Origin of the sequence: Aurantiacibacter suaedae, assembly GCF_005434915.1 — a bacterium.
Taxonomy (GTDB): Bacteria; Pseudomonadota; Alphaproteobacteria; order Sphingomonadales; family Sphingomonadaceae; genus Alteraurantiacibacter; species Alteraurantiacibacter suaedae.
The window spans coordinates 341194-354337 of the sequence record NZ_SKCG01000001.1; the positions used below are offsets into that span (position 1 = coordinate 341194).

Genomic DNA, 13144 nt, shown 5'->3' on the forward strand with positions numbered 1-13144 from the left:
TGAGGCCTCAGTTGGAGAAGTAGACGCGGCCGCTCGTCTGTCCGCGTTCCTCGCCGGCGGTGCCGGTGGTGAGTTGCGGCCAGACGTTCTGCGCCAGCGCGCGGCGACTGGCCGAGGGGGCATTGGCCTGCCGTTCGTACATCCAGTAGTTGCGCATCACGATGGCGACATAGCTGCGCGTCTCCCAATAGGGGATCGCCTCCATGTACAGCAGCGGATCGCCCTGATCGTTGACCTCGCTCTCCCAGCGGCGAACCGGGGTGAGCCCGGCGTTGTAGGCCGCCATCATCTTCGGCAGCTCTCCGCGTATGGCAGAATCGTCGCGCAGCATCTGGATGTTGCACTGGCCGAGCGCCAGGTTGGTGCTCTCTTCGAACACATCGATTGAACCCGAAGACTGGCCGACGCAGCCCGCGTGCTGGCGCACCGTGATCGGGGTGATCTGCATCAGCCCCTGTGCATTGGCCGGGCTGACCGCGCTGGCGCGGAAGTTCGATTCCTGGAGGATATGCGCAAAGGCCAGCGCTGGATCGATCTGCCAGCCACCGCGCGGCGCGATCTTCGGCGCCGGGAAGTAGGAGGCCGGATCGCTGCTGGTGCCGACCGGCGCATTGTAGGCCATGTAAAGCTGCGTCTGCGGGAAGCCGAGCGAGCGGGCGAGGCGCGAGAGCGCGGCATAGTTGCTGGCCGGTCCGATGGCAGCTTCGTGCAGCAGCACCTCGCTGCTCAGAATATCGCGGCCAAGTTCCGCCAGCGCAATGGCGATGCGGACGTTTTGGTTGCCACCAAGCTGCTGCCAGTCGGCCTCGGAGAAGTCGGCACTTTCCACCCGGTCGGGCAAATCGCGGCCCAGCTGCTCGGCAGCAAGCATACCGTACATCGTGCCATCGTTGGCCGCCGCTTGCCCCAGCATTTCCGTTGCGAGATCGGGCTGACGGCACAGCAACGCGGAACGGGCACCCCAGTAGAGCGCCGCCGTGCGCAGTTCGGGGTTGATCGCGTTGTAGGCGGAGCGCCGGAACGCATCGAGCGCGCCTGCGCAATCGTTGAGCCGCCACGAGGCCAGCCCTTCGACCCACTGCCCCTCGGCCACCCACTCGCCGGTACCTTCACTCACCGTGCGCGCCATGGCAAGCGACTGGTCGTCCATGTTCTCGATGAAATAGGACCATGCCACGCGCTGGCGCCATTCGGCCCTTGCAGCAGAGCTGAGCGAAGCGTCGATCCCGTCAAGCAGTTGGCGCGCGCCGTTGGGGTCGTCGTTGGTAATACGTTCAAGGATCGCAGCTTCGAGCGAGGAGGGCATAGTGCCGTCGTTCACCGAGCGAGGGCGGGTGCGGCGGACCTGGCCGGGTTGCTGCACGAACCCTTGCTTGGCAGGGAGCGAAACCGGCACCGAAACGCCGCGCCGCTCGCCCAGCCGGGCCAGCTGTTCGGCCTGCGGAAGGTTGCGCCCGGTCTGCATCCAGGCCTCGATCTGCGGCGCCTCGACGCGCGGTGAATTGGCGGCAAGATAGTATTCGGCGCGCGCTACTGCATGAAGCGGGCCGTCTTGGCGCTGCGCCAGCAGGCCTTCCACTTCGCCCCACCGCTCGCCATCGATGGCACTAAACAGTGCGCCGTAATAATCACGATCCGACTGGCTGAGCACCTGCGGCACGTCGCTCTGAGTGATGCGGGCGGTGAAGTAGGTGCGCGAATCCTGCGCGGCGGCAGGCGCGCCTAGGCAGGCCGTGACGGCGAGGCCGAGAGCCATACCGAGCGTCAATGGGCGAAGGGATAATGGGCGAAGCGTCATTGGCTGGGCATCCAGTCAAGCAGCGCGCGCCACAAGCGGGCGCGCTGGCGTGGGTGAGCAAGAAGGTGTTCGGGCGCGCGCGCGGCGAGGGCCGGGATATCGGCAAGCTGGCCCTGACCCTGCGCCAGCCCGAGCATCTGCCCCATGCCGTCGCCCAGCACCAACACCCGCTGTGGTGCGGCAAGGGCCACATGGCGCTCGGTGATCGCGGAAAGGCCAACACGGGCAAGGCCGGGCCAGTCGGGCATGGTGGTGGGGCAAGGCAAGGCGCTGGCGAAATAGGCCTGCTCTTCGGCAAGCCCCATGGCGCGCAGGATGTTGGCGATCAGCCGCCCCTGCGCGCTCGCAAGCAGCCGTTCGCTGTCGCCAGCTTCGGGCATCGGCACCAGCACCATGATCGGCGCCTCGGCAGGGCCGCGTGCCGCGACGCGTGTGCCATGCGCGAGCGGAAGCTCGGTCGCCGGGTCTTTCCACCAGGTAGCGAAGGCCTCGAGCGAGGTCGGCAAAGTCGAGGGATCGAAGCTCGGAACCAGCTCCGCCTCGGCTTGGGCACTCGTGTCGGCTGCCTTGGGCATGGCATCCGGCGCAGCCACTTGTTCACGCAGCAGCGCCTGCGGCTCGTCATCGAACAGGTGATCGACACCGGCATCGGCCCACCACGCATTGATCGCGGCAAGCTGATCGGCGAAAGATCCAGCAGGTGAATTGTCGAACCCGAGCACGGGGCCACCCTTGACGCGGGCGCGGGTAGCGATCAAGCCCCAGAGCCATGATCTCACTGCAAAACGGGCCGAAACGATGAGTACCGAAGTGGAAATCGAACGCGAGAGTATGCCCTGCGATGTTGTGATTGTCGGTGGTGGCCCGGCGGGCCTTTCCGCCGCGATCCGGCTCAAACAGCTCAATGAGGAGTTGGAAGTTGTCGTGCTCGAAAAGGGCTCGGAGATCGGCGCGCATATTCTTTCGGGCGCGGTGGTCGATCCCAAGGCGCTTGACGAGCTGCTGCCCGAATGGCGCACGATGGATTGTCCGATGGCACAAACGCCGGTGACGGACAACTGGCACTGGGCGCTGTCGAAGAGCGGCAAGACCAGCCTGCCGCACGCGTTCATGCCGCCGCTGATGAGCAACCACGGGTGCTACACCGGCTCGCTCGGCAATCTCACCCGCTGGCTGGCCGAACAGGCCGAAGGGCTGGGCGTGATGGTGTTCCCCGGCTTCCCTGCCGCCGAAGTGATGCTGGGCGAGGATGGCGCGGTAACGGGCGTGATCACGCAGGACATGGGAGTCGCTGCCGATGGCAGCCGCAAGGGCGATTTCCAGCCCGGTATGGCCATCGAGGCCAAGTACACGCTGTTCGCCGAGGGCGCGCGCGGCAACCTGACCAAGCAGATGAAGGCCCGCTTCGATCTGGAGGCCAATTGCGAGCCGCAGGTCTATGGCCTTGGCATCAAGGAGCTGTGGGACATCGATCCGGCCAAGCACAAGCCGGGCCGGGTGATCCACACGCAGGGCTGGCCCTTAAGCGAAAGCGACACCTGGGGCGGGGGCTTCCTCTACTATCAGGCGGGCGGGCAGGTGGCCTTGGGCTTCGTGACCGCGCTCGATTACAAGAACCCTTACGTCAGCCCTTTCCACGAATTCCAGCGCTGGAAGCAGCACCCGGAGATCCGTGCGGTGCTCGAAGGCGGCAAGCGCGTGGCCTATGGCGCGCGGGCGATCAACGAGGGTGGGTGGCAGTCGGTGCCGCAGCTCGCTTTCCCGGGCGGCGCGCTGATCGGCTGTGCGGCGGGCTTCGTGAACGTGCCGCGCATCAAGGGCAGCCACACCGCGATGAAGAGCGGAATGCTGGCGGCTGAAAGTGTGGCGGCGGCGATTGCGGCGGGCCGCCAGCATGACGCGGTGATGGATTACGACGCGGCCCTGCGCGAGAGCTGGATCGCCACGGAGCTGAAGCTGGTGAAGAACGCGCAGCCTGCCGTCGCCAAGTTCGGGGGTGAGATCGGAACCGTACTGGCGGGGGCGGACATGTGGATGCGCTCGCTGAAGATCGGCCTGCCGATCACGATGAAGCACCACCGCGACTACGAAGAACTGCAACGCGCCGACCTGCACCAGCCGATCGCCTATCCGGCGCCCGACGGCAAGATCAGCTTCGACCGGCTGACCAGCGTGTCCTACTCGTTCACCAACCACGCCGAGGATCAGCCCAACCACCTCAAGGTGGCCGACATGGAGCTGCAACGCGAGAGCGAGCTGGGTGTGTTTGCGGGGCCGTCGACGCGCTATTGCCCGGCGGGGGTCTACGAGTGGCTGATCGAGGACGGCGAGGAGCCGAAGTTCCAGATCAATTCGCAGAACTGCGTCCACTGCAAGACCTGCGATATCAAGGACCCGAACCAGAATATCACCTGGACCACGCCCGAAGGCGGCGGTGGGCCGAACTATCCGAATATGTGAGTTCATCCTCCCCGAAACGGGGAGGGGGACCATGCGCAGCATGGTGGAGGGGCTGGAGAGGTGATCACCGGACCGCGCGAAACGGTCAAACACGCCCGCAAGCTGCGCAGCGAAATGTCTCTGCCTGAGCGCAAGCTGTGGACTGAATTGCGTCAACGGCCCGGTAATTTCAAGTTTCGACGTCAGCATCCAGCGGGTGACTATGTGCTCGATTTTTACTGTGCTTCGGTCCGATTGGCCATCGAGGTCGATGGGATCGCGCATAACAGCGCATCGGTATCAGCGCGTGACACGCGGCGGTCCGCATGGTTGCGCTCGCAGGGGATCGCGACCACGCGGATACCCGCAAAGATAATTCTGGACGATGTGGAGCCGGTTGTGGTGCGGATAGTTGAGATTTGTCGGGAACGGACCGGGCGGGGGGCTTTCAAGCGGCCTGTACCCCTCCACCATGCTGCGCATGGTCCCCCTCCCCCGGAGGGGGAGGATTGATGCAAGAAACCGCCTACGCCAAGATCAACCTCGCGCTGCATGTCCGCAGTCGGCGCGAGGACGGTTATCACGAGCTCGAAACGCTGTTCGCTTTCGTCGATCGCGGCGACACCCTGCTGGCCAAACGCGCCGAGCAGGACCAGTTGCAGGTGGTCGGCGAATTCGGCGGCGCGCTAGATGATCCGTTCGGCAATATCGTGATGCAGGCGCTGGGATCGCTGCCGCGTCCCGATGGGCTGGCGATCACGCTTGAGAAGAGCCTCCCCGTCGCCGCGGGGCTGGGCGGGGGCTCGGCGGACGCTGGGGCTCTGTTCCGGCTGGTCGAACGCGCCCAAGGCCTGCCCGACGACTGGCGCCAACGTGCCGCGAAGCTCGGCGCCGATGTTCCGGCCTGCGTCGAGAGCGTCACCTGCGTCGGGCGCGGGACCGGGACCGATCTCGAACCCATCGACAGCGATCTCACGGGAACGCCTGTTCTGCTGGTCAATCCGCGCGTGCCGCTTGCCACCGGGCCGGTGTTCAAAGCGTGGGACGATAAGGATCGCGGCCCCATGCCCGAGGGGACCGCACGCGAAATCGCCGAGGCAGGCCGCAACGATCTGCGCGATCCCGCGATCAGCCAGTGCCCGGTGATCGCTGAGGTGCTGGCCGCGCTCGGCAAGAGCGAGGCATGGAAGGTCGAAATGTCCGGCTCGGGTGCGACCTGCTTTGCGCTGTTCAATGACGTTGAGGCCCGCGATGCGGCGGCCCGCGCTATGCCTTCCGACTGGTGGCAGATGGCGGGTTTGCTGCGCTAAGAAATTCAGAACCTACTTCTGCTCGCCCTGAGAGGGTGTGGGTGCTTGGCTCGGGCTATACGAGATTTGTGCTGGCTAAGGACGCGCATGAATTTTGCTGTATAGGCGCCCTATGACCTTCACCCCCTACCGCCAGATCGGCACCCCCACGCGCGGCGGCATCGTTGCCGTTTGCGACCATGCCTCCAACCACGTTCCCGCAGACGTTGAACTCGGCGTCACCGCCGAGGTGCTGGACAAGCACGTGGGTTGGGATATCGGCACCGCCGGCGTGGTCGAGCGTCTGGTTAGGCGCCACGGCATGGCCGCGCACCTCGCCACGCTCAGCCGCCTCGTGATCGACCTTCACCGCGAGGAGGAGTCCAAGGGCCTTATCCCCGAAGTCAGCGACGGCATCCTCATCCCCGGCAATATCGGCGCCGACCGCGAAGCGCGGCTCGACGCCTTCCATCGCCCCTATCATGCTGCGATGGCGAGCTGGCTCGACGAGGCCGACCCGGCGCTGATCCTTTCGGTCCACTCGTTCACGCCTCGCATGGAAGATGGCGGCGAACCGCGCCCCTGGGAGATCGCGCTCCTTTACAACCAAGACGACCGCGCCGCGCAGCACGCGATGAAATTCTTCGCCGATCAGCGCCTCGTCGTGGGCGACAACGAGCCCTATTCTGGCCGCCAGCTCAACGCGACGATGAACCGCCATGCCGAAGCCCATGGCCGCCCCTATTGCGCAATCGAGATTCGCAACGACCTGATCACCAACGAGACCGGCCAGGCGCGCTTTGCCAAGTTGCTCGCGCAAATGGGCCAGACGGTCGTCCACGCGCTGGCAGGCTAGGCGGGCCGTTGCAGCTGCAACCGCATTAGCGCTTAGCTTCGCGGCCCCGCTGCGCTAAGGGCGCAGCCACAAGCAAATTCAGTCAGGACAAGTACAATGCCCGCCTATCGCTCCCGCACCTCCACCCACGGCCGCAACATGGCAGGCGCGCGCGGGCTATGGCGCGCGACCGGCATGAAGGATGGCGACTTCGGCAAGCCGATCATCGCCGTGGTGAACAGCTTTACCCAGTTCGTGCCCGGCCACGTCCACCTGAAGGACCTCGGCCAGCTCGTCGCGCGCGAGATCGAGGCGGCGGGCGGCGTCGCCAAGGAATTCAACACCATCGCCGTGGATGACGGGATCGCTATGGGCCACGACGGCATGCTCTATTCGCTGCCCAGCCGCGACCTGATCGCCGACAGTGTGGAATACATGGTCAACGCCCACTGCGCCGATGCCATGGTCTGCATCTCCAACTGCGACAAGATCACGCCGGGAATGCTGATGGCGGCGATGCGGATCAACATTCCGGTCGTGTTCGTCAGCGGCGGGCCGATGGAAGCGGGCAAGGTCGTGCTGAAAGGCAAGGAAGTGGCGCTCGATCTGGTTGACGCGATGGTTGCTGCGGCCGACGAAAGCTATACCGACGAGGAAGTGACCGACATCGAGCGTTCGGCCTGCCCGACCTGCGGTTCGTGCTCGGGCATGTTCACCGCCAACTCGATGAACTGCCTGACCGAGGCGCTGGGCCTGTCGCTGCCGGGCAATGGCTCGCAGCTTGCCACCCATTCGGATCGCCAAGGCCTGTTCGAACGCGCGGGCCGGCTCGCGGTGACGCTGGCGAAGCGCTACTACGAAGAAAACGATGCGAGCGTTCTGCCGCGCAATATCGCCAGCTTCGAAGCCTTCGAAAACGCGATGAGCCTCGATATCGCCATGGGCGGATCGACCAACACCGTGCTCCACCTGCTCGCCGCCGCCAACGAGGCGGGGGTCGATTTCACCATGGCCGATATCGACCGGCTCAGCCGCAAGGTGCCGTGCCTGTGCAAGGTCGCCCCGGCCAAGAACGACGTGCATATGGAGGACGTCCACCGCGCGGGCGGGATCATGTCGATCCTCGGCGAGCTTGATCGCGCCGGGCTGCTGCACACCGCTTTGCCCACCGTCCATTCGCCCACCTTGGGCGACGCGTTGGCCGACTGGGACATCACGCTCACCGACAATCCGGTGGTGCAGGAATTCTACAAGGCCGCGCCGGGCGGCGTCCCCACGCAGACCGCTTTCAGCCAATCGCGCCGCTGGGACGAGCTTGACTGCGACCGCGAGAACGGCGTGATCCGCAGCGGCAAGCACGCTTTCTCGCAGGATGGCGGCCTGGCGGTGCTTTACGGCAATATCGCGGAAGACGGCTGCATCGTGAAGACCGCCGGGGTCGACGAGAGTATTCTCAAGTTCTCCGGCCCGGCGCGCGTGTTCGAAAGCCAGGATGCTGCGGTCGAAGCGATCCTCGCCGGGAAGGTGAGCGAAGGCGACGTGGTCATCATCCGCTACGAGGGCCCGCGTGGTGGCCCCGGTATGCAGGAAATGCTGTACCCGACCAGCTATCTGAAATCGAAGGGCCTCGGCAAAGCCTGCGCTTTGCTGACCGACGGGCGCTTCTCGGGCGGCACCTCGGGCCTCTCGATCGGCCATGCCTCACCCGAGGCGGCGGAAGGCGGCAATATCGGCCTCGTCGAAGAGGGCGACGTGATCACCATCGACATTCCCGGGCGCACCATCGCCATGGAAGTCTCCGACGCAGACCTCGCCGCGCGCCGTGCGGACATGGAAGCCAAGGGCGATGCCGCATGGCAGCCTGCGGCAGTTCGCACGCGCCGGGTAACGCCCGCCTTGCAAGCCTATGCCGCGATGACGACCAGCGCGGCGAAGGGCGCGGTGCGCGATGTTACGCAGGTAACGGGCAAGAGCCGGGCCTAGGCCCTTTCCTACTCAGGCTTTGCGAGAGTAAGCTCGCCGCCATGACGCTGACCTTGCATCTCTTCCACCTCCGCTCTCGCGCTGCCTTTCGGGAGCCGCGGGAGCGGGCCGGCTTTTTTGCCTCAGGACGGTGTAACACCTGTCACACCTTGGGCCTTGCCGGGCTGGCCGCGCTCACGCTGGCAGGATGCGGCAGTGCGAGCGGAGATGACTTGCCCGAGGGCGCGATGATGGTCCAGTGCGCGGTGGCTGGATCGGCCTCCTTCGCGCCCGATTGCAGCATGGAGTTGCACGAGGATAGCGATGGCCGCACCGCGATCCTGCGCCATTCCGACGGGGGCTTCCGCCGGTTCCAGCTTGGCGTTCCGGGCGAAGGCCTGATCACCGCCGATGGGATGGAGCAGGCCGAGGTCGTGCCCGGCGAGGGGATGGTCGAGGTGCGCGTGGGGGCCGACCGCTACCGTCTGCCGATGAAGCCTTAGCGTTATGGAAGCGCCCAACCAGATCCTTACCGCAGCGCAGATGCGCAGTTCAGAAGAGCGCCTCATCGAAGGCGGCACCAGCGTCATCGAGTTGATGGAAAGGGCCGGACACGGCGCGGCGGACTGGGTCTATCGCATTGCGGCGGGGCGCAAGGTCACGGTGCTGTGCGGACCCGGCAACAACGGCGGCGATGGCTATGTGATCGCCCGTGTGCTGGCGACACGCGGCGTGCCGGTCGAGGTGGTCGCCCCGCGAGCGCCCACCACCGATGCGGCTAAAGAGGCCCGCAAGCGCTGGGGCGGCGAACCCGTGGCCGATGCCGAGGGCGCGGTGCTGGTCGATTGCCTGTTCGGCACCGGCCTCTCGCGTCCTCTCTCGGACGATCTGCACAAGCTGCTGATCGAACTGAGCTACGGCCACGACCACTGGATCGCGGTGGACCTGCCGAGCGGGATCGACGCCGACAGCGGCGAACTGCTCAGCGATCGGCTGCCGGTCTACAGCCTTACCATCGCGCTCGGCGCGTGGAAGCTGGCGCACTGGATGATGCCCGCGCAGGCCATCATGGGCGACCTGCGGCTCGTCGATATCGGGGTGATGCCGGTGGAGGGCGCGGCAAGCCTATCTGAACGACCGCTCCTGTTTGTGCCCGAGCGTGATGACCACAAGTACTCGCGCGGGTTGCTTGCCGTGATCGGCGGCGCGATGCCGGGTGCCGGGGTGCTCGCCTCGCGTGCGGCGATGCATGGCGGCGCGGGCTATGTGAAGCTCTACAGCGACCACCAGCACCTGCCAGGCGTGCCGCCCGATCTGGTCGTGGCTGATGAAGCCATGCCCGCTCTCGCAACCGATCCGCGCATTGCCGCCGTGCTCATCGGGCCGGGGCTGGGCCGCTCGGAAGAGGCGCGCTCGGTGCTTGCCTGGGCGCTCGCCTGCGATCTGCCGACCGTCTGCGATGCCGATGCGCTGGTGCTGCTCGAACCCGAAATGCTGGAGGATCGCACCGCGCCGCTGGTGCTCACCCCGCACGCGGGCGAACTCGATGCCATCGGCAACGCCTTCGCCAGTTCGGAGCCGGACCGGCTCGAACAGCTCACCGAACTGGCCGAGGCGATCGAAGGCGTGCTGGTGGCGAAGGGACCGGACACGATGATCGCCGCGCCGGGTCGTCCTCCGGTGTTCATGCCGCCTGCGCCAAGCTGGCTCTCGACTGCGGGCACGGGAGACGTGCTGGCGGGCCTCATCGCCAGCCAGCTTGCCGTGGGCGAAGCGAGCGCGTTTCAGGCCGCGCAGAACGGCTGCTGGCTGCACCGCGAGGCAGCGCTGCGCGCGGGGCCTGCTTTCTCGGCAAGCGATCTGGTCGCGCAGCTTCCGGCGGCCTATGGGGCCTTCCTGTGAGCGAAACCGAACAGATCATCCGCATCGCCGCCAAGGGCGATGGCGTAACCGCGAACGGGCAACATGTCCGCTATGCCGCCCCCGGCGACACGATCGGCGTCGAGGGCGCAATCACGCCGGGGCCGCACCATGCCCAGCCGCCATGCCGCCACTTCGGCAAATGCGGCGGGTGCCAGTTGCAGCACTGCGACGACGAGGCGTTGGCAGGCTTCGTGCGCGATCGGGTGGTGAACGCCGCCGAGGGGCAGGGCCTGGTCCCGGCCAAGGTCACAGCGCCGCACATGTCGCCGCCCGGCTCGCGCCGCCGCGCCTCGCTGCGCGCGATCAACGGCGGCGGGCGGGCCGTGATCGGGTTCAACGAGGGCGGCTCGCACAAGGTCGTCGACATGCGCGAATGCCACGTGCTGCGCCCAGAACTGATGGCCGTGCGCGATACGCTCGCCGCCTACTTCGGCAAGCTGAAGGGCAAGTTCGCGATCGGGGTGGAGTTGGCGCTGCTCGATCAGGGTATCGACTGCCTGCTGTCGGGCTTCATGCCCGAGGGGCTGGAGCAGACCGAAGACCTGCTCGAGCTGTGCCGCCGTTCGGGCTTCGCGCGGCTGTCGCTCGATCAGGGCTATGGCCCGGAAGGGTTCTGGGAGCCCGAGCCGGTCACGGTCACGCTGTCGGGCACGTCGGTGGCCTGTCCGCCGGGTACTTTCCTGCAAGCGACCGCCGATGGCGAGGCGGCGTTGGTGAGCGCGGCGCAGGAGTGGCTCGCCGGTTCTATCAACGTGGCGGACCTGTTCAGCGGCCTCGGCACCTTTGCGCTGGCGCTCGGTGAGGGCCGCAAGGTGCTGGCCGCCGAGGCAGAGCGCGCCGCCTTGCTCGCCTGCCGCACGGCGGGGGCGAAGGCGGGCTTGCAGATGGAGGCCGCGCACCGCGACCTGTTCCGCAATCCGCTGCGCGCGGAGGAGCTTCGCGGCTTCGACGGCATCGTGCTCGATCCGCCGCGAGCGGGCGCGCGCACGCAGGTCGAACAGATCGCGGCTTCTGGGGTGGAGCGGGTGGTCTACATCAGCTGCAACCCATCAAGCTGGGCGCGCGACGGCGTGCTGCTGCGCGACGCGGGTTACGAACTGGCAGAGCTGCGTCCCGTGGGGCAGTTCCGCTGGTCAATCCACGTCGAGCTCGCGAGCCTGTTCGTCAAGCGCGGCGAGTAACTGGGTAAACAGCCAGTCGCTGTCGGCCTTCGCGGAGAAGGCGTGATCGGCCCCTTCGCGGCGGTGAAGGCGCGGGTCCGCCTTGTCCCACACGGCGGCAAAGGCCTGCGCGGTGCGGTCGCTTCCGGCGAGCAGGATGCGGACGGGGCCAGCGAAGCGCGCCAAGCCTGCACGCATGTCCTCGGCCAGCGAGGAGGGCGGAGCAGGCTTGCTGAGTGCCCCTTTTAGGCCCCGCGCGAGCTTGCGCAGGTCGACACCGCCGGTGAGCAGACGCTTCCACTCGCGCGGATCCTTGAGACGCGCGGCATAGCGGGCGCGGATCGCCGCGGTGGGCATAGCCGAAGCATCGTCGGCGGCCTCGCCCTCGAAAGTCCACGGGTTGGCGAGCACCAATGCGTCGCACCCGGAGCCCGCGCCCAGCATCAGCGCGCTGGCCGCATCGCAGTTACCGAAGGCGACCACGCGGCGCAGACGGGGGTTGGCCGCTGCGAACGCGCGCACCGCAGCGGCGATGTCGGGCGCGCTGCCGGTGAAGCCGAGGTTGTCGCCGGTGCTGTCGCCCACCCCGCGCCGGTCTGAGCGCAGCACCGGGTAGCCTGCTGCGGCGATCCGGGCAGCAAGGCGGGCTTGTCCGGCGAAGGCCCCGGCGCGGGTCTCGTTGCCGCCGCTGACGATCAGCAGGCCGACCGGGCTCGCCGCATCGTCGAGCGTGCAGGCGAGGTTTTCGCCGTGACAGTCGGTGGTGAAATGGGAGCGGCTCATGCGACCATGCCCTTGGCGATGAGATCGGCCAGAGCGGCAGCTTGCTTGGGATTGTGCTCGGGCTCGGCGCGCAGCCACAGCAGTTGACCGCCCGGATCGAGCGGCACCAGAGAGCTCGGCGCAAGAACTGCTTCGGCGAGGTCAGCAACCATCGCGGCGCCCAGATAATAGCCTGCCAGTTCCAGCCCCTCGACCTTGCCGGTCTGGAGCAGAGTCTCGGTCGTTTCAGGGCGGCCAGCTTCCTTTGCCGCAAGCGTCCGCGCCCTGAGCAGAGCGCGCAGGACCGACTTGCCGGCCAGCGGCGCATAGGCAAAACCGGGCAGATCGGGCGAAATGTTCACGCCAGCGCGCATGGCGAGCACGTGCGTGCATTCGAAGTGCTTCGCCGCCGCCATAGCCGCTTCGCGCCACGAACCGAATGTCTGTTCAGTCAGCTCGGCCATGCTTTCGTTGCAGCCGGGTAAGTCGGGTAGAACGCTGGCCACGCCGCGCTCGGCCAGCAGGCGCATCGTCTCGACGGTGAAGTGGCGGGTCTTGTTGCTCTCGTCGAACCACGCGGGCAGCACCAGCAGGCGCGGGCCGCCGTCATCGCCAAAGCGGATTGCCAGTTCCTCGCTGCCGCCGGGCGCTCGCCAGGTGGTCAGCATAGGCGGTCAGCCTGCGGCGCGCTTGGCGTTGACGAAGGTGAGTAAGGCCCCGTAGGTTTCGAGCATGTCGCCATCGACCTCGTCATCCTCGATCAGGATGTCGCAGCGATCTTCGACCTCGGTCAAAAGCCCTGCAACCGCCATCGAATCGAACTCCGGGATGTGCCCGAACAGGCCCGAGTCCGCGTCAAGCTCGGCCACGCGCTCGTCCGACAGGCCCAGAACGTCGCGCAGGATGGCGCGCAGGATCGTGTCGGTATCGTGGGGCTGCGCCACCGAAGCGGAAGGATTGGTCGTCATAATTTCGC

General features: G+C 66.7%; 13 protein-coding genes. 8 read left to right on the plus strand and 5 right to left on the minus strand.

Features of this window, described 5'->3' with window-relative positions:
• Positions 1–7: 7 nt before the first annotated feature.
• Positions 8–1756 (minus strand): lytic transglycosylase domain-containing protein, encoded by a 1749-nt coding sequence (locus E0473_RS01555; RefSeq protein WP_137679103.1) that lies wholly within the window; start codon positions 1754–1756, stop codon positions 8–10.
• Positions 1757–1794: 38 nt separating this feature from the next.
• The gene (locus tag E0473_RS01560) at positions 1795–2556 is read right to left on the minus strand and encodes a uracil-DNA glycosylase family protein (protein WP_137679104.1); all 762 of its coding nucleotides are present in this window, start codon (positions 2554–2556) and stop codon (positions 1795–1797) included.
• 40 nt (positions 2557–2596) lie between these two features.
• Here E0473_RS01560 and E0473_RS01565 point away from each other — a divergent pair, with 40 nt between their 5' ends.
• From E0473_RS01565 to E0473_RS01600, 8 genes are all read left to right on the plus strand, one after another.
• Positions 2597–4258: an electron transfer flavoprotein-ubiquinone oxidoreductase gene (locus tag E0473_RS01565; RefSeq protein WP_241657282.1), complete on the plus strand. Its 1662-nt coding sequence runs from the start codon at positions 2597–2599 to the stop codon at positions 4256–4258.
• 60 nt (positions 4259–4318) lie between these two features.
• Positions 4319–4750, plus strand: a complete 432-nt coding sequence (locus E0473_RS01570) for an endonuclease domain-containing protein (RefSeq protein ID WP_137679105.1) — start codon at positions 4319–4321, stop codon at positions 4748–4750.
• Positions 4750–5547 (plus strand): 4-(cytidine 5'-diphospho)-2-C-methyl-D-erythritol kinase, encoded by a 798-nt coding sequence (locus E0473_RS01575; RefSeq protein ID WP_137679106.1) that lies wholly within the window; start codon positions 4750–4752, stop codon positions 5545–5547. The genes E0473_RS01570 and E0473_RS01575 overlap by 1 nt, the downstream gene beginning before the upstream one ends.
• A 112-nt stretch (positions 5548–5659) precedes the next feature.
• Positions 5660–6382: an N-formylglutamate amidohydrolase gene (locus tag E0473_RS01580; protein WP_137679107.1), complete on the plus strand. Its 723-nt coding sequence runs from the start codon at positions 5660–5662 to the stop codon at positions 6380–6382.
• A 96-nt stretch (positions 6383–6478) separates the two neighbouring features.
• A complete protein-coding gene (gene ilvD / locus E0473_RS01585) occupies positions 6479–8344 on the plus strand; it encodes a dihydroxy-acid dehydratase (RefSeq protein WP_137679108.1) in 1866 nt (621 codons plus the stop codon).
• 149 nt (positions 8345–8493) lie between these two features.
• Positions 8494–8826 carry a hypothetical protein gene (locus E0473_RS01590; RefSeq protein WP_137679109.1) on the plus strand — a complete coding sequence of 111 codons (333 nt, stop codon included), beginning with the start codon at positions 8494–8496 and terminating at the stop codon, positions 8824–8826.
• A gap of 4 nt (positions 8827–8830) precedes the next feature.
• A complete protein-coding gene (locus E0473_RS01595) occupies positions 8831–10225 on the plus strand; it encodes an NAD(P)H-hydrate dehydratase (RefSeq protein WP_137679110.1) in 1395 nt (464 codons plus the stop codon).
• The gene (locus E0473_RS01600) at positions 10222–11427 is read left to right on the plus strand and encodes a class I SAM-dependent RNA methyltransferase (RefSeq protein ID WP_137679111.1); all 1206 of its coding nucleotides are present in this window, start codon (positions 10222–10224) and stop codon (positions 11425–11427) included. The genes E0473_RS01595 and E0473_RS01600 overlap by 4 nt, the downstream gene beginning before the upstream one ends.
• Here the strand turns inward: E0473_RS01600 and E0473_RS01605 are convergent.
• The 3 genes from E0473_RS01605 to E0473_RS01615 are packed head-to-tail and all read right to left on the minus strand — an operon-like array spanning position 11380 to position 13136.
• Positions 11380–12189 carry a hydrolase 1, exosortase A system-associated gene (locus E0473_RS01605; RefSeq protein ID WP_137679112.1) on the minus strand — a complete coding sequence of 270 codons (810 nt, stop codon included), beginning with the start codon at positions 12187–12189 and terminating at the stop codon, positions 11380–11382. The two genes, E0473_RS01600 and E0473_RS01605, sit on opposite strands and share 48 nt — an antisense overlap.
• Entirely contained in the window at positions 12186–12836 is a 651-nt protein-coding gene (locus tag E0473_RS01610) for an alpha/beta hydrolase family protein (protein WP_241657284.1), read from the minus strand. The genes E0473_RS01605 and E0473_RS01610 overlap by 4 nt, the downstream gene beginning before the upstream one ends.
• A gap of 6 nt (positions 12837–12842) precedes the next feature.
• A complete protein-coding gene (locus E0473_RS01615) occupies positions 12843–13136 on the minus strand; it encodes an acyl carrier protein (RefSeq protein ID WP_137679113.1) in 294 nt (97 codons plus the stop codon).
• Between the last annotated feature and the right edge of the window lie 8 nt (positions 13137–13144).

Excerpts from the sequence above, each read along its gene's own strand:
- ilvD (WP_137679108.1), top strand. The coding sequence starts at position 6,479 with ATGCCCGCCTATCGCTCCCGCACCTCCACCCACGGCCGCAACATGGCA.
- E0473_RS01575 (WP_137679106.1), top strand. The coding sequence starts at position 4,750 with ATGCAAGAAACCGCCTACGCCAAGATCAACCTCGCGCTGCATGTCCGC.
- E0473_RS01555 (WP_137679103.1), bottom strand. The coding sequence starts at position 1,756 with ATGGCTCTCGGCCTCGCCGTCACGGCCTGCCTAGGCGCGCCTGCCGCC.
- E0473_RS01580 (WP_137679107.1), top strand. The coding sequence starts at position 5,660 with ATGACCTTCACCCCCTACCGCCAGATCGGCACCCCCACGCGCGGCGGC.
- E0473_RS01615 (WP_137679113.1), bottom strand. The coding sequence starts at position 13,136 with ATGACGACCAATCCTTCCGCTTCGGTGGCGCAGCCCCACGATACCGAC.
- E0473_RS01610 (WP_241657284.1), bottom strand. The coding sequence starts at position 12,836 with ATGCTGACCACCTGGCGAGCGCCCGGCGGCAGCGAGGAACTGGCAATC.
- E0473_RS01565 (WP_241657282.1), top strand. The coding sequence starts at position 2,597 with ATGAGTACCGAAGTGGAAATCGAACGCGAGAGTATGCCCTGCGATGTT.
- E0473_RS01605 (WP_137679112.1), bottom strand. The coding sequence starts at position 12,189 with ATGAGCCGCTCCCATTTCACCACCGACTGTCACGGCGAAAACCTCGCC.
- E0473_RS01595 (WP_137679110.1), top strand. The coding sequence starts at position 8,831 with ATGGAAGCGCCCAACCAGATCCTTACCGCAGCGCAGATGCGCAGTTCA.